Below are 16,129 nucleotides of genomic sequence, written 5' to 3' on the forward strand. Positions count from 1 at the left end.
CTGTACCGCCTTGGTCGGGCAGATTATTGAATTCGACCAGAATAGCCAAAACGCACCCTCGCGCGTGGCTCGAACTGATACAAACCCTTTGGATACTTTCGGAGTGTTTGGGGTCGGAGGCCGCGCCTGTGAAGCTTCGTGCTGACAACTCCCGGATCTACCTCTCACCCCCGGACGTCGGCGGCCTGGAGGAGTCCTACCTGGTCCGCGCGTTGCGCTCGGGCTGGGTGGCACCGCTCGGGCCCGAGGTGGACGCGTTCGAGCGCGAGGTCGCCGAGCGGGTCGGCGTGGCACACGCGCTCGCGGTCAGCTCCGGCACCGCCGCGCTGCACCTGGCCCTGCTCACCCTCGGCGCCGGTCCGGGCCAGGTCGTGGTGGTGCCCACGCTGACCTTCGTCGCCACCGCCAACGCGGTGGTCTACACCGGGGCGGAACCGGTCTTTGTCGACTGCGACCCGACCACCGGCAACATCGACGTCGCCCTCCTGGCCGACCTGCTGCACCGGCTGCGCGTCGCCGGCCGCCGGGTCGCCGCGGTGGTGCCGGTGGACATGTTCGGCGCGTGCGCCGACTACGACGAGATCGAGCCGGTCTGCGCGGCGGCGCGGGTGCCGGTGCTGGTGGACGCGGCCGAGTCGCTCGGCGCCACCTACCGGGGGCGTCCGGCCGGCTCGTTCGGGCGGCTATCCGCGCTCTCGTTCAACGGCAACAAGATCATTACCACCTCCGGTGGCGGCATGCTCGTCTCCGACGACGCCGGGCTGATCGCCCGCGCCCGCTACCTCTCCACCCAGGCCCGGCAGCCGGTGCCGCACTACGAACACCTGGACATCGGCTACAACTACCGGCTCAGCAACCTGCTCGCGGCGCTCGGACGGGCCCAGCTCAGCCGGCTGGACGAGATGCTCGGCCGCCGCCGTGAACTGCGGGAACGCTACGCGAAACTCTTCACCGGGCGGCCCGGCGTACGGCTGCTCGGAGAGGCCGACGACGGACCCGGCGCCGACGCTGGCGTCCCCGGGGTGCGGATCGCACCCGACCTCGCGGGCGTCCGGGGTTCGAACTGCTGGCTCACCACGATCGTGGTGGACCCGGAACGGGCCGGCTGGCGGGCCGAGGAACTCGGCGCCCACCTCGCCACCGACAACATCGAGACCCGGCCGGTCTGGAAGCCGATGCACCTGCAACCGGTCTTCGGCCAGGCGCACGCCGTGCTCACCGGCGCGGCCCAGCGGCTGTTCGAGAACGGCCTCACCCTGCCGAGCGGGTCGGCGCTGGACGAGACCCAGACGGGCAGGGTCTTCCACGCCGTCGAGCAGTTCCTGGCGCAGCGGTGAACGGCGACCCGGCCGTGGTCGGCGCGGACACCGCCCGACCACTGGTCGACCCGTACTGCCCGGACGTCTACCACACCTCCGGGTACGGCACCGCCGCCGCCAGCACCGAGCCCGGCACCTGGCAGTTGGCGTACGTCGCCGACCGGATCCTGCTGCCGTACGTGGTCCGGCGGCTCGATGACGGCACCGGGGCGGCCGACGCGGTCAGCCCGTACGGCTACTCCGGCATCCACGTCGACCCGGCCACCGCACCCGGCGAACTCGCCCGGTTCTGGGACCGGGCCGTCGCCCACTGGCGCGACCAGGGCCTGGTCACGCTCTTCCTCCGGTTCTCCCCGCTGGACCCGGCCTCGGTGGCCGCCGTCCGCCAACTCGGCACGGTCGAGCTGACCCGTCGCGCGGACACCATCACGGTCCCGGTCAACCAGGGCGGCACGGCGATCTGGGCCGGTATGGAGGGGCGCTCGCGTACGGCCGTGCGCAAGGCGCGCAACGCCGGCCTCGAAGGCGGCATCCGCGCCGCCGACCTGGACGACCTGGTCGCCGGCTCCCCGTTCCGCGAGCTGTACGAGCAGACGATGAACCGGGTCGGCAGCGCCCCCGGCTACCACTTCCCCGACGGGTACTACCGCAGGCTGCGCGACGGGCTGGGCAAGGCGTTGCTGATCGCCGAGGTACGCGACCCCGCCGGCACGGTGGTCGCCTCCTCGCTGGTCCTGCACCACCGGGACCGGGTGCACTACCACCTCGCCGGGTCGGACCAGCGAGCCGTCCGCGACGGGGCGAACAACCTGCTGCTCTGGACCATCCTCGACTGGGCCGCCCGGAGCGGCGCGAGCGTGGTGCACCTCGGCGGCGGGGTCCGCGCCGACGACGGGTTGTTCCAGTTCAAGCGCTCCTTCGGCGGCATCCGGACCCCGTTCTGGACCGGCGCCGTGGTGCTCGACGACGCTCGCTACGCGAGCCTGCTCGCCGCACACGCCCGTACGCTCGGCCGCACCGTCGACGAGCTGCGCGACTCCGGTTACTTCCCGGGTTACCGGCTGGGGCGGGGCTGAGCGGTGGCCGACGGACGCATCGACACCACCTCGACGCCGGTCGCCTCCCGCTGGGAGGTCGGCTCCAACTTCGCGCTGCACCGGACCACACCGGACCGGACCGCCGTGCCGGCACCGGCCGCGCCACCGTACGGCGAACTCTTCGGCTCGGGTCGCCAGGCGCTCCGCGCCCTGGTCGGCTTCGGCCGGCGCGAGTACGGCTGGACCGCCCTGCACCTGCCCACCTACTACTGCGACGAGGTGGTCGAGGCGGTGGCCGACGTGCTGCCGGTGCGACGCTACCCGGCCGGGCCGACCGGTGGGGCGCCACCGGTGGCCGGACCCGGCGAGGTGGTGCTGCTGGTCTCGTACTTCGGCGAACCGCCGGTGGTGCCGGCACCGGCCGGCGCGACCCTGGTGGTCGACGCCACCCACGATCCCCGCGCGCCCTGGCTGCCCGGGTTCGGGGCGGACTACGTCTTCGCCTCGCTGCGCAAGACGATGCCACTACCGGACGGCGGCGGACTCTGGTCGCTGACCGGGAGACCACTGCCGGCGGCCGGTCCACCGAGCGCCCGGCACCTGGCCGTGGTCGACCGGGTGCTGGCCGCGATGTCGCTCAAGGCCGCCTACCTGGCCGGCGCACCCCTGGACAAGCAGCGTTACCTGGCCCGGTACGCCGCCGCCGAGGAACTGCTGCACCGCCCGGTGAACGGCATCATCGGGATCAGCGGCATCTCGGAGTTCTCCCGGGAGACGCTGCACGCCCTGCCGGTCGACCGGCTACGCGACCGTCGGATCGAGAACGCCGCGCTGCTCGCCGCCGACCTGGCCGGCGTACCGGGGCTGAAGGTCCGGGCACACCCGCTGGGGGTGGTGCTGGAGTGCGCCTCGCCCGAGCGGCGCGAGACGTTACGGCGTGGCCTGATCGAGCGTTCCGTCTACCCGGCGGTGCTCTGGCGGCTCGCCGCCGATCCGGCCTCCGCTGCTTCCGATCCGGCCGGCGCTGCCGCCGATTCGGCCGGCTCCGACCCGGCCGCTCCCGACGCCGTGGACGAGCACGTCGACTATTCGCGCCGGATGCTCTTCCTGCACACCGACCACCGCTGGGGCGGGTCGGACATGGCCCGGGTCGCGGAACTGGTCCGCGCGCTGCACCCCGACCACGGGCACCCCGACCACGTGCACCCCGACGACGACGGGCACCCAGACCACGGGCAGCCCGACGACGACGGGGAGACCGGCACGCTCCCCGGCACCGGATCGTCATCGCCCGCCACACCGCCGACCGACGGACCGGTGTTGGTCCCGAGAGGAGAAACATGCTGACCGGCCGACTGGTCGGCCTGCGCCCGATGCAGGCCGACGACCTCGAGTTCATGGCGGACCTGGCCAACACGCCACAGGTCCGCAGCCACGTGGTCGGCTGGGACTGGCCGGTGGCCCGGGACGGCCAGCGGGAGTGGTTCGCCGGGGCGTCCCGCGACCCGCGCAACCGCCGGTTGACCGTGGTCGACCGGGTCACCGGCGAGCCGGTGGGCATGACCGGGCTCTGGGAGATCGACTGGCACAACCAGTCGGCCCTCACCGCGGTCAAGCTGATGCCGGGCAGTACGCCCAAGGGCGCCGGCACCGACTCGATCATGCTCACCATGGCGTGGAGCTTCTACGAGGTGGGGCTGCGCCGACTGCACAGCGGCATCCTCGACTTCAACGCGGCCAGTCTCGGCGCCTACGTACGCCGCTGTGGCTGGCAGGTGGAGGGCCGGGAGCGGGAGGCGGTCTTCCGTGGCGGCCGGTGGCACGACCTGATCCGGGTGGCGATCCTGCGACCGGAGTTCGACGCCGGCCCGGACGCCGCCGAGTACGTCGAGCGGGTCTGCGGCACCATCCCGGCACCTCCGGTCCCGCCGATCCGGGAGCACCCGGCCCGACACCTGGACCCGACCCAGGACCACCCGGCCCGACACCTGGACCCGGCCCGGGTCTGACCGACTTCTCGACCCGGTGCCCGAGACGCGGCGCGGACCGACCGGGTGGACGCCGCCACCCGGTCCAGCCCAGAGAGGACAGCCAGTGGCAGGACTGCGCATAGCCATCCTGTTCAAACACCGCCAGAGCGGCCGGTGGATGCTCCCCCAGGTGGAGGAGCTCCGCCGCCGTGGCCATTACGTGGTGGTGGTGCTCCCGCCGGGACCGGGACCGCTTCCGACCGAACTCACCCGACGAGGTTTCGAGGTGGTCGAGTCGCCGTTCGACTTCCGGTTCCGGCCCGGTCCGGCGACCCTGCGTGACCTCTGGCGGCTGCGGCGGCTCCTGCGCGACCTGCGCCTGGACATCGTGAAGTACCACCTATACGCCCCGGCGCTCGCCGCCCGGTTCGCCTCGGTCGGGCTCCGCCTCGGCCGGGTGCACATGGTCGTCGGACCGCTGTTCCTGGAGTCCCGGGTGATCCGGACGGTCGAACGCTGGCTCTGGCGCGCGGACGACGTGATCATCTGCGGCACCGAGTACACCTCCGGGCAGTACGCCGCGCTCGGCGTGCCGCCGTCGCGCCGGCCGGCGACCACCCCCGGCATCGACACCGCGCACTTCAGCCGGCGGCACTACGCCGCCCAGCAGCGTCAGGCGGCGCGGCAGCGCTCCGGGGTGAAGCCCGGCCACCCGGCCGAGCCCGAACCGGCGGGGCCGACCTCGGCCGAGCTGCGCGCCGCGATCCGCACCGAACTCGGGCTGGCGCAGGAGACGTTCCTCGTGGTCATGGTCGCCTACGTGTACGCGCCGAAGCGGCTGACGTACAACGGGCGGGGGATCAAGGGGCACGACGTCCTGTTGCCGGCCTGGCAGGCGTTCCAGGCCCGGCATCCCCGCGCCCACCTGCTGCTGATCGGCGCCGGGTTCTCCCCGGTCGGCGAGACGCACCGGCGCGAGCTGATCCGCCGGTTCGGGGTCGACACCGACCCGAGCGTGACCTGGCTGGAGTCGGTGACCGAGGTACGCCCGTACTACAACGCGGCCGACCTCAGCGTCAGCCCGTCGCTGTCGGAGGGGCACGGCGCCCCGGTCGAGGCGGGCGCGATGGGACTGCCGAGCATCGTCAGCGACGCCGGTGGGCTGCCCGAGGTGGTCGACCCGGCCAGCGGTTGGGTGGTGCCGGCCGGCGAGGTGGCGCCACTGGAGGCGGCGCTGGCGGCGGCGTACCGCGAGTTCGAGGCCGGTGAGCTGGCCCGGCGGGGCGAGGCAGCCCGGGACCGCATGGTCAAGTTCTTCGACCACGGGCCGGCGGCCGAGACGATCGCGGACATCGTGGAGCGTACGGCGGCGGGGGTGCGTACGCGATGAGAGTGGTGGTGACCACCGAGACCCGGTTCTCCCGCGCCCCCGACGGTTCGGTCTGGACCCCGGACGGTCCGGCGTACCCGTTCTTCAGCCGTTACCTGGCCGCGTTCGACACCGTACGGGTGGTGGCCCGGCTGCACCGGGTGGACCAGCCGCCGGCCGGTGCGTACCGGGTCGACGGCCCCGGGGTCGAACTCTGGCCGGTGCCGCACTACGTGGGGCCACGGCAGTACCTCGCCCGCTGGCGTTCGATCCGGCAGGCGGTACGCGCCGCCGCCCAGCCCGGTGACGCGGTCATCCTGCGGGTGCCGTCGCCCACCGGTCTGATGCTCGCCGGCTGGCGCGAGCGGCAGCGGCTGCCGTACGCGATCGAGGTGGTCGGCGACCCGTACGACGTCTTCGCCCCCGGGGTGGTGGAGCACCCGTTGCGCCCGTTCCTGCGCCACTGGGGCACCACCCGGTTGCGCCACCTGTGCCGCTCCGCCGGCGCGGTCGCGTACGTGACCGAGCGGCACCTCCAGGCCCGTTACCCGAGCCGGCCCGGCGCGGTCAGCACCGCGTACTCCAGCGTGGACCTTCCCGAGGAGGCGTTTGTCCCCGAACCACGGTGGATCGACCAGCCGCCCCGACCCGGCACGTTGATCTCGATCGGCTCGCTGGACCAGCTCTACAAGGGCATCGACACGCTGATCGAGGCGCTGGCCCGGCTCGCCGCCGACGGCGAGGCACCTCGCCTGCTCCACGTCGGCGACGGTCGCTTCCGGCCCCGGCTGGAGCGGCTGGCGGCCGAGGCGGGGCTGGCCGACCGGGTCACCTTCACCGGCACCGTCCCCGCCGGCCCGGCCGTACGTCGACGCCTCGACGCGGCGGACCTGATGGTGGTGCCGTCGCGTACCGAAGGGCTGCCCCGGGTGCTGATCGAGGGCATGGCGCGTGGTCTGCCCGCGATCGGCACCACCGTCGGTGGCATCCCGGAACTACTCGTGAGGGAGGACCTGGTGCCGCCGGACGACCCGTTCGCCCTGGCCGCCGCGATCCGGCGGTTCCTCGCCGACCCGGCGCGGCTGGGCGCCGCGTCCGCCCGGAACCTGGACCGGGCCCGGGACTACTCGGTCGACTCGCTGCGCCCGCGCCGGGATCGGTTCTACCGTACGGTCCGGGACACCGCCGCCCGCCGTACGCCGGTCGGAGGTCGCACGTGACCAGCTCACCCACCCGACGCGACGACGCCCGTGGCGGTGCCGGCAAGCCCGTCCCCGACCAGCGCCCACAACCGACCACCGAGCACCCGGTACGGGTGGCGCACGTGATCGGCTGGCTCGACCGGGGCGGTGCGGAGACCGTCTCGCTCGACCTGTGCCGGGCGATCCCGCCGACCGAGGTGGAGCAGATCTTCATCACGCTCAACGGGCGGGAGGGGAGCCTGGCCGCCGAGTTCCGGGTCAGCGGGGCCCGGGTGGAGCAGTGCCCCGTCGCTCCGCTGCGTACGTTCGGGACCAGGCTCTGGCGTCGGCTGCGCGAGCTGCGCCCGGACGCGGTGGTCTCGCACGTCAGCCTGACCAGCGCGGTGATCCTGCTGGTGGCCAGGCTCGCCGGGGTGCCGGTGCGGATAGCCCGGATGTGGAGCGAGGGCGACGGCCGCCGGGACAGCCGGGCCCGGCGGCTGCGCCGGTCGGTGCTGCGGTGGCTGCTGCGCCGGGTCGCCACGGACGTGGTGGGCGTGACCGCCGCCGCGCTGCGGCTCGCCGGCCCGCCGTCCGGGGACGAGCGCTACCGGGTGCTCTACAACAGTGTGAACCCGAACCGGGTCGGTGGCTGGGAGCGGGCGGCGGCCAGGTCGCACTGGCAGTTGCCGACGGACGTACCGGTGCTCGCGTACCTGGGGCGGTCGTCGCCGGAGAAGAACCGTCCCTTCCTGGTCGAGGTGCACCGCGCGGTCCGGGCCCGGTGGCCGGACGCCCGGCTCTTCGTGGTCGGGCCGGGCGGTGCCGACGACCTGCTCGGGGCACACCCGGAGATCGTCGACGACCCACTGGTGGTGCTCGCCGGTGAGACCGACGAGATCGCCTCGGTGCTGGCCGCGACCGACGTGCTCCTGCTGCCGTCCCGGCGCGAGGGACTGCCGGGAGTGGTGCTGGAGGCACTCGCCGCCGGGGTTCCGGTGGTCGCGACCGACCTGCCGTGCCTGCGCGAGGTCGAACCGCTCGTACGCGGGCTGGCCCTGCTGCCGCTCGCCGACGGACCGCACCGGTGGGCCGACTCGGTGGTGACCCAGATCCAACTCGGACCGGTGGCCCGCGACGAGATCCGGGCCAGCCTGCGCAACTCGCCGTTCCTGCTGGACAACGCCGTCGCGCGGTGGCGAGCGCTCTGGACGGTGGGCCGGCGATGAGGTTGCGACAGGCGGGAGCGGGCGGTCGGGCCAGCCCGACGGTCGACGCCGTGCGGGCGCCGGGGACCCCCCGTCCGGCCCTGCCGGGCAGCCGGTCCGTCGCGGGCCGGCGGGGCAACCGCCGTGCGGCGGGCCGGATCGGGCCGGACACCCTCACCTGGGCCCTGGCCGGTGGCGCCGTGGCGGCGGTCAGCCTGGTGCTGGTGGTGTTCGACGCCCGGTTGCAGCACTGGTTCATGCTCCCGGTCGCCGGCTGCGGGGTGCTGATCGGGCTCGACGTGGTCGGCTGGATCCGCCGGCAGTTCGACATCTTCGACCCGCAGGCGTTGCTCGGCCTGCTCGGGCTGCACTTCTTCTACCTGGCCCCGATCCTGCACGTCACGCTGGACCACTGGGGACTCTTCGTCAGCCCGCCCGAGGAGTGGCGCGACGCGCTCGGCGTGATGGCCATCATGAACATGGTCGGGCTGCTGGTCTACCGGTGGTTGCTGTCGTTTCCCGTACGCGGGCGGCACAGCGCCTGGGGCGGGCAGCTCAACGTATCCCGGTTCTACCTGGTCGGCTCGATCGCCGTCGCGGCCGGCGTGCTGGCGTTCGGGGTGGAGATCATCATGTTCGGCGGCCTGAGCGGCTTCCTCGCGGTGATGACGCAGGACCGGGAGGCGCTCACCGGCATGGGCTGGCTGCTCATGCTCGCCGAGTCGTTCCCGTTGATCGCCTTCGCGCTGGTGCTGGTCCGGTGGCGGGAGACACTGGCCCGGCGGCGTTCCCTGGTGGTGTGGCTGCTGGTCTCCCTCGCCGTGGTCCAGTTCCTGGTCGGGGGCTTGCGCGGAAGCCGGAGCAACACCGTCTGGCCGGTCCTGCTCGCGCTGATCCTGGTCCACCTGGTTGTCTTCGCCATCTCCCGCAGGGCGCTACTGGTCTGCGGCGTGATCTTCGTGCTCTTCATGTACGTCTACGGCCTCTACAAGAGCGCCGGGGTCGAGGTCGTCGACGTCGTACGCGGTGACCGCAGCATCGAGGAGCTCTCCTCGGAGACCGGGCGGGACCTGCCGAAGGTCCTGCTCAACGACCTCGCCCGGGCGGACATGCAGGCGGTGCTGCTGGAACGCAAGCGGCACGGGGAGGGCGACCTCGGCTACGGCGTCACGTACCTCGGCGCGGTCACGCTGCTGGCACCGGGTTGGCTGCTGCCCGAGCGGCCCGACAGCAAGCTGGTGGTCGGCACCGAGGTGCTGCTCGGGCCGGGCAGTTACGACCGGGACACCGGCCAGTGGGCCACCCGGATCTACGGCATCGGCGGTGAGGCGATGCTGAACTTCGGGGTGCTCGGCGCGCCGCTGTCGTTCATCCCGCTCGGGCTGCTCGTACGCTGGTCCCGGCGGTTCTACCGGCGGGCCCGGGACCAACCGGACCTGGTGCCGAAGCTGCTCGCCCCGGCGCTCGGCGTGGCCACCGTACTGGTGCTCAGCAGTGACCTGGACAACATCGTGGTCTTCCTGCTCGGGCGGTTCGTGCCGCTGGCATCGGTGGTGCTGCTCGCGCTGGCGGTGAAACGGTCGGCGGCGACCGGCCCGGGTTTCCGGCGACCGGGTCGGGGTGCGCACGCGCGAACCGACCTGCGGGTGCTCCGGTAGGTCAGCGCGGGGTGCTGTCGACCGGGATGGGCAGCACGATGGTGAACGTCGTACCGACGCCGAGTTCGCTGGCCACGCTGATCGTGCCACCGTGGTCGGTGACGATCTGCTTGGTGATGGCGAGGCCGAGCCCGCTGCCGCCGGTGCCGCGCCCCCGGGCCGAGTCCGCCCGCCAGAACCGGTCGAAGACGTGTGGCAGCGCGTCGGCGGCGATCCCCGACCCGTCGTCGGCCACCCGGACCAGCGCACCCGACGCGGAACGCGCCGCGTACAGGTTGAGGTGGCCCCCGGCGGCGGTGGCCCGCAGCGCGTTGGTGATGAGATTGCCCAGCACCTGGCGCAGGCGGTCCGGGTCGGCGTGGACCACGACCGGTTCGGCGAAGACCTGGAGGCTGATCCCGGCCGACTCGGCCAGCGCCAGGTGGGCGGTACGGCAGGTCTCCAGCAGGTCGGCGAGATCGATGTGGACCCGGTGGTACGCCAGCGTGCCGGCCTCGGCCAGGGCCAGTTCCTGCAGGTCGTCGACGATCCGCTGTTGCAGCACCGCCTCCTCGTGCAGGGAGGCGAACAACTCCGGGTCCGGTGTGATCACCCCGTCCTTGAGCGCCTCCAGGTAACCCCGCAGGTTGGCCAGCGGGCTGCGCAGTTCGTGCGCGACGTCGGCCACCAGCCGGCGCTGACGTTCCTCACCGCGTTGCAGCGAGTCGGCCATCTGGTTGAACGAGCGCCCCAACTCGGCCAGCTCGTCCCGGCCCTCGATCGGCACCCGGCCGGAGAGGTCACCCCGGCCGAGCCGCTGGGCGGCCGAGGTGAGCCGGCCGATCGGGCGGAGCACCCGGTGGCTGAGCAGCGCGGTGCAGAGGATCGCGATCCCGGCCACCCCGGCGACCCCGGCCAGGATCGGAGCGGTGCTCACCGCCGCCGCCGGGTCGCTCTTCGCGCCGAGGTACAGCCGGACCGGCTGCGGCGCGACGTCGTTGATCTGGAGGTTGAAGACCTGGGTGAGGCAGGTGAGGGTGGTCTCCGAAACCATGGTGGGCGCGGCCGTCCCGGAGCCGTCCCCGGTCTCCGGACCGAGCTTCTTGGGATCGATGGGAGTCGACGGACGGACGCCGTCGGGAAGGCGGGGCAGCCCCGATGCCTCCGTGGCCACGCAGCTCTCGGCCCGCCCCCGGTCGACCTCGAAGTTCCGGGTGCCCTCCTCGGCGGCGGTGTAGCAGTTCTTCACCGTCGGCCCGCCCAGCTTCGCGGCATCCGGGGTCGCCACGAAGTTCGGCACCCCGTACGGGCCGGTGGTGCTCGCCACGCCCAGGCCGTTGCGGGTCAGGCAGGCGGCGAGCAGCACACCGGAACGGTAGGTACCGATCGCCTGCGTGGTGGCGGCGACCGGGTCGGCCACCCGACCTTCGAGGGAGAGGGTCGGCCGGGGGTTGATCACGGCGGTGAGTGGTCCCAACGGCCGGAAGGCCCGGTCGGGGTTCAGTTGGGTGTCGGTGTCCACCAGCACACCGAGGTCCGACTCCAGGTGGATCCGTTGCCCGGTGTCCCGGTGCAACCGCCCGACCAGGTCGGCCACCAACTCCCAGGTGCCCTGCTTGCTGGCGTACTCCGTGAGCGCGGAGCTGATCGTGTCGATCTGGACCTGGTCGGCGCTGGCCGAGGCGGTCACCTGTTCCCGGGCCTGGCGCAGGGTCAGCCAGGCGGTCGCGGCGGTCGCGCTCAGCGCGACGAGCATGACCAGTCCCAGCACCCGGAACCGGAAGCTCACGGTACGGCCGTCGCCGTGGCGGCCGGCGCCGGTGTTGTCTCCTGGTCCGAGAGGCGGTAGCCACGGCCGAAGACGGTCTGGACGTACCGGGGTTCGGTCGCGTCGGTTTCGATCTTGCGCCGCAGGTTCATCACGTGTACGTCAACCGTGCGTTCCAGTACGTAGTGGTCGAAACCAAAGGCCCGGTCGATGATCTGTGCCCGGGTGAACGCCCGACCCGGCTCACTGGCCAACACCTCCAGGATGCCGAACTCCTTGGCGGTGAGCGTGACCGGCCGACCGTCGATCCGTACCTCGAACCGGCCCGCGTCGATCTCCAGCCCGCCCACCCGGAGCACCGCCTGGCCGCCCGCGCTGACCACCCCGGCCCGGCGCAGCAGTGCCCGTACCCGGGCGGCGAGTTCCCGTGGGCTGTACGGCTTGGTCAGGTAGTCGTCGGCGCCCAGGTCGAGCCCGAGCAGGATGTCGTCCTCGGTGGTACGGGCGGTGAGCAGCAGGATCGGCAGGTCGGACTCGGCCCGGAGCACCCGGCACACGTCCAGCCCGTCGACCACCGGCATCATCACGTCGAGCACGACCAGGTCGGGTCGGCGGGCCCGGACCTGCTCGATCGCCGCCCGGCCGTCGCCGACCAGCAGGACGCTGTGTCCCTCCCGTTCGAGGTAGATCCGAACGAGGTTCGCCTGCTTACGGTCGTCCTCGGCGACCAGGATCCGTGCGCCCATGACTCCTCATCCTGACGGGTAGCGGTCGGAGGAATTCAACCCGTGACCCGTTAAGTACTCGTGAAGACGGGATGCGGAAGCCGTATGGCACCCGGCGTCCGATTCGACGCACGACGAGACAACCGCTTCTTGATCGGTTCTTCACATCCGGCTCCCTACGGTATCCGGCATGTCGGTACCTCAGCCACCGGGCAGCCCTGGCACAGGCCACGTGACCAGCCACGATGAGCGCTGGCGGCGAGCTGCCCGGCGCCGGATCGGGGTAACGCTGGCGGTCCGTCGGGCCGAGGCGGCCGCCGGTGACCGCCGCTCGGCGACACCCGACGACGCGTACGCGCTGTCGTCCGAACCTGCCGTCTGACGGGTGATCTTCAGGTGGCGGGTTCGTAGCTCCTCGTGTGATCTCTCTCATCCGTGCTTGAGGTTCACATCGGTATCAGACCCTACGTTGGAGGCATGACCTCCTTCGTTGTCCGACGTAACGGCCGGGCCGCAACCGTCTCGGACCTGACGCCACTCGCCTTTGCCGGATACGCCCACTTCACCGCCGCGCAGGTGCGCGGGGGTCGGATCCGAGGGCTCGACCTGCACCTCGACCGGTTGCGGGTCGCCTCGGTGGCGATGTTCGGTCGGGCGCTGCCCGACGACCGGGTGCGCTCCTATTTGCGGGCGGCGGTCGAGTCCGGCCCGGCCGACCTGTCGCTGCTGGCCACGGTCTACTCGCCGGTCGGCGAGTTCACCCCGGACGGCGCCGCCGTCGAACCCGAGGTGCTGGTCCGTACCGGCCCGGCGGCGACCGGTCCGGCGGGCCCGTTGGCACTGGCGGTGGTCGAGCACGAACGGGTTCTGCCGGAGGTGAAACACGTCGGCGAGGTGGCGAAGACGTACTTCCTCCGGCGGGCCGTCGAAGAGGGTTTCGACGATGCCGCGTTCGTCGACCGGCGGGGCCGGCTCAGCGAGGGGTCGATCTGGAATCTGGCCTTCTGGGACGGCGGCGCGGTGGTCTGGCCGGAGGCCGAGATGCTGGTCGGGACCACGATGGGCATCGTACGGCGGCAACTCGACCGGCTCGGCGTTCCCCAGCGCGTCGCGGAGATCACGCTCGCCGAACTGCCGACGTTGGCCGGTGCCGTGGTGATGAACTCGTGGACGCCGGGTGTCGCGGTACGCCGGATCGGCGCCGTACCCCTGCCCGAAGCACCGTCCTTCGTGGATCTGCTGCACGAGGCCCACCGCGCCGAACCGCTCACCGCGCCGTAGCCGCGGTGCTCCGCCCGCCAGGCGGCACGCCCGCCGTCGACCATTGGCGGACCGTACGCCAGGGGGTGGAACGAGGCCCGCCCACCGCGACGCGTCGCGGTGGGCGGGTTCGACTGGTTCGGGCGGGTCAGCGGCCGGAGCCGCCCAGGCCCTTGTCGAGTCCGGCCCGGCGCAACGCGTCCGCCATCGCACCACCGGGTGCCGGCGCGGAACCGCCGCGACCCTGCCGGGACTGGCCGCCGCCACGGGAACCGCCCCGGTCGGCGCCGCCCCGGTCCCGGCGGTCACCCGCCGGACGGTCCCGGCGGTCACCGCCACCGGTACGCGGAGCGCCCGGCGTGGTCTCGTCCTCCAGCCGCAGGGTGAGCGAGATCCGCTTGCGTGGTACGTCCACGTCGAGCACCTTGACCCGGACCACGTCACCGGACTTGACCACGTCCCGGGGGTCCTTGACAAACGTGTTCGACATCGCCGAGACGTGCACCAGCCCGTCCTGGTGCACACCGATGTCGACAAAGGCGCCGAACGCGGCGACGTTGGTGACCACGCCCTCCAGCAGCAGGCCGGGGGTCAGGTCGCCGATCTTCTCGATCCCCTCGGCGAAGGTCGCGGTCCGGAACGCCGGCCGGGGGTCGCGACCGGGCTTCTCCAACTCGCCGATGATGTCGGTGACGGTCGGCAGCCCGAAGTTCTCGTCGACGAAGTCGGTCGGCTTGAGCGCCCGCAGCACCGCGCTCCTGCCGATCAGCGAGCCGACGTCGCCGCCGGTGCTGGCCAGGATCCGCCGGACCACCGGGTACGACTCCGGGTGCACCGCCGAGGCGTCCAGCGGGTCGTCGCCGCCGGGGATGCGCAGGAAGCCGGCGCACTGCTCGAACGCCTTCGGCCCGAGCCGGGGGACCTCCTTGAGCGCCCGGCGGGTGCGGAACGGGCCGTTGGTGTCCCGGTGCAGCACGATGTTCTCCGCCAGCCCGGTGCCGATTCCGGAGACCCGGGCGAGCAGCGGCGCGGAGGCGGTGTTCACGTCGACCCCGACGCCGTTCACGCAGTCCTCCACCACCGCGTCCAGCGATCGGGAGAGCTTCACCTCGGAGAGGTCGTGCTGGTACTGCCCGACGCCGATCGAGCGCGGTTCGATCTTGACCAGCTCGGCCAACGGGTCCTGGAGCCGGCGGGCGATCGAGACCGCGCCGCGCAGCGAGACGTCCAACCCGGGCAGTTCCTGCGAGGCGTACGCGGACGCGGAGTAGACCGACGCGCCGGCCTCGGAGACCATCACCTTGGTCAGGTTCAGCCCCGGGTGCAGCTTGATCAGGTCACCGGCGAGCTTGTCCGTCTCCCGGGACGCGGTGCCGTTGCCGATCGCGACCAACTCCACCGCGTGGGCGCGGGCCAGCCGGGCCAGCGTGTCGATCGACTGGTCCCACTGGCGGCGCGGCTCGTGCGGGTAGACCGTGTCGGTCGCCAGCACCTTGCCGGTCGCGTCGACCACGGCCACCTTCACACCGGTACGCACCCCGGGGTCCAGGCCCATCGTGGTACGGCTGCCGGCCGGCGCGGCGAGCAGCAGGTCGCGCAGGTTGGTGGCGAAGACGCGTACGGACTCGTCCTCGGCCGCCTGCCAGAGCCGCATCCGCAGGTCGGCGCCGAGGTGGATGAGGATCCGGGTGCGCCACGCCCAGCGCACCGTGTCGGTCAGCCACCGGTCGGCCGGGCGACCCCGGTCGGCGACCCCGAACCGGGCGCCGATCTCCAACTCGTACCGGGTCGGGCCGACCGGGGCGGTCTCGTCCTCCGGAACCTCCTCGGGCTCCATGCTCAGGTCGAGCACGCCCTCCTTCTCACCCCGGAACATAGCCAGCAGCCGGTGCGAGGCGACCCGGGTGTACGGCTCGGTGAAGTCGAAGTAGTCGGAGAACTTGGCCCCGGCGTCCTGCTGCCCGTCGCGTACCTTGGCGGCCAGCCGCCCCCGCGACCACATCTGCTCACGCAGCGAGCCGATCAGGTCGGCGTCCTCGGCGAACCGCTCGACCAGGATCGCCCGCGCGCCGTCGAGCGCGGCGGTCGGGTCGGCCACGCCCTTCTCGGCGTCGACGAAGGCGGTCGCGGTGGTACGCGGGTCGAGTCCCGGGTCGGCGAGAAGCTGGTCGGCCAGCGGCTCCAGCCCGGCCTCCCGGGCGATCTGGGCCCGGGTCCGGCGCTTCGGCTTGTACGGCAGGTAGATGTCCTCCAGCCGGGCCTTCGAGTCGGCCGCCATGATCTGCGCTTCGAGCGCCTCGTCCAGCTTGCCCTGGGTCCGGATCGACTCCAGGATGGCCGACCGCCGTTCCTCCAACTCCCGCAGGTAGCGCAGCCGCTCCTCGAGCGTGCGCAACTGCGCGTCGTCGAGCATCTCGGTGACTTCCTTGCGGTAGCGGGCGATGAAGGGCACGGTCGCCCCGCCGTCGAGTAGCTCGACGGCGGCGGCTACCTGCCGCTCACGTACACCGAGCTCCTCGGCGATCCGCTGATGAACAGACGTCGTCACGATCCTGGTCCGCCTTCTCCGGGTGGGTTACGTACGCATTGTGCCGCGCACCCCCCGTCCGCGCCGCACCACCCGCCCGAGGGGTAAGGAAGGGCCCCTTATTAACG

Annotated in this window: 13 protein-coding genes; 10 read left to right on the forward strand and 3 right to left on the reverse strand. The window is 72.5% G+C overall.

Annotated features, from left to right (window positions below):
- Positions 1-128 precede the first annotated feature (128 nt).
- The 8 genes from ACI2K4_RS10850 (at position 129) to ACI2K4_RS10885 (ending at position 9,742) form a co-directional block, all read left to right on the forward strand.
- Positions 129-1,337, forward strand: coding sequence for an aminotransferase class I/II-fold pyridoxal phosphate-dependent enzyme (locus tag ACI2K4_RS10850; RefSeq protein WP_404510247.1), 1,209 nt, complete (start codon positions 129-131; stop codon positions 1,335-1,337).
- The gene (locus ACI2K4_RS10855) at positions 1,334-2,395 is read left to right on the forward strand and encodes a GNAT family N-acetyltransferase (protein WP_404510248.1); all 1,062 of its coding nucleotides are present in this window, start codon (positions 1,334-1,336) and stop codon (positions 2,393-2,395) included. Before ACI2K4_RS10850 ends, ACI2K4_RS10855 begins: the two co-directional genes overlap by 4 nt.
- Before the next feature lie 3 nt (positions 2,396-2,398).
- A complete protein-coding gene (locus ACI2K4_RS10860; RefSeq protein WP_404510249.1) occupies positions 2,399-3,703 on the forward strand; it encodes a hypothetical protein in 1,305 nt (434 codons plus the stop codon).
- Complete coding sequence (locus ACI2K4_RS10865) at positions 3,697-4,365, forward strand: GNAT family N-acetyltransferase (protein ID WP_404510250.1); 669 nt, start codon at positions 3,697-3,699, stop codon at positions 4,363-4,365. Before ACI2K4_RS10860 ends, ACI2K4_RS10865 begins: the two co-directional genes overlap by 7 nt.
- Before the next feature lie 85 nt (positions 4,366-4,450).
- Positions 4,451-5,716, forward strand: a complete 1,266-nt coding sequence (locus tag ACI2K4_RS10870) for a glycosyltransferase (RefSeq protein ID WP_404510251.1) — start codon at positions 4,451-4,453, stop codon at positions 5,714-5,716.
- Positions 5,713-6,915, forward strand: coding sequence for a glycosyltransferase (locus ACI2K4_RS10875; protein WP_404510252.1), 1,203 nt, complete (start codon positions 5,713-5,715; stop codon positions 6,913-6,915). Before ACI2K4_RS10870 ends, ACI2K4_RS10875 begins: the two co-directional genes overlap by 4 nt.
- Positions 6,912-8,105 (forward strand): glycosyltransferase family 4 protein, encoded by a 1,194-nt coding sequence (locus ACI2K4_RS10880; protein ID WP_404510253.1) that lies wholly within the window; start codon positions 6,912-6,914, stop codon positions 8,103-8,105. The genes ACI2K4_RS10875 and ACI2K4_RS10880 overlap by 4 nt, the downstream gene beginning before the upstream one ends.
- Complete coding sequence (locus ACI2K4_RS10885; protein WP_404510254.1) at positions 8,102-9,742, forward strand: hypothetical protein; 1,641 nt, start codon at positions 8,102-8,104, stop codon at positions 9,740-9,742. The genes ACI2K4_RS10880 and ACI2K4_RS10885 overlap by 4 nt, the downstream gene beginning before the upstream one ends.
- A 1-nt stretch (position 9,743) precedes the next feature.
- Here ACI2K4_RS10885 and ACI2K4_RS10890 read toward each other — a convergent pair whose 3' ends face one another.
- Positions 9,744-11,510: a sensor histidine kinase gene (locus tag ACI2K4_RS10890; RefSeq protein ID WP_404510255.1), complete on the reverse strand. Its 1,767-nt coding sequence runs from the start codon at positions 11,508-11,510 to the stop codon at positions 9,744-9,746.
- Positions 11,507-12,235, reverse strand: a complete 729-nt coding sequence (locus ACI2K4_RS10895; protein WP_404510256.1) for a response regulator transcription factor — start codon at positions 12,233-12,235, stop codon at positions 11,507-11,509. The genes ACI2K4_RS10890 and ACI2K4_RS10895 overlap by 4 nt, the downstream gene beginning before the upstream one ends.
- 169 nt (positions 12,236-12,404) lie before the next feature.
- Between ACI2K4_RS10895 and ACI2K4_RS10900 the strand changes: the two genes are divergently transcribed.
- Together ACI2K4_RS10900 and ACI2K4_RS10905 are read left to right on the forward strand one after the other, a co-directional pair.
- Positions 12,405-12,596, forward strand: a complete 192-nt coding sequence (locus tag ACI2K4_RS10900) for a hypothetical protein (protein ID WP_404510257.1) — start codon at positions 12,405-12,407, stop codon at positions 12,594-12,596.
- 95 nt (positions 12,597-12,691) lie between these two features.
- Entirely contained in the window at positions 12,692-13,495 is an 804-nt protein-coding gene (locus ACI2K4_RS10905; RefSeq protein WP_404510258.1) for an aminotransferase class IV family protein, read from the forward strand.
- Positions 13,496-13,622: 127 nt separating this feature from the next.
- Here ACI2K4_RS10905 and ACI2K4_RS10910 read toward each other — a convergent pair whose 3' ends face one another.
- Entirely contained in the window at positions 13,623-16,022 is a 2,400-nt protein-coding gene (locus tag ACI2K4_RS10910; RefSeq protein WP_404510259.1) for a Tex family protein, read from the reverse strand.
- Positions 16,023-16,129 lie beyond the last annotated feature (107 nt).

This window comes from Micromonospora sp. NPDC050397 (assembly GCF_044901685.1).
Lineage (GTDB): Bacteria > Actinomycetota > Actinomycetes > Mycobacteriales > Micromonosporaceae > Micromonospora_G.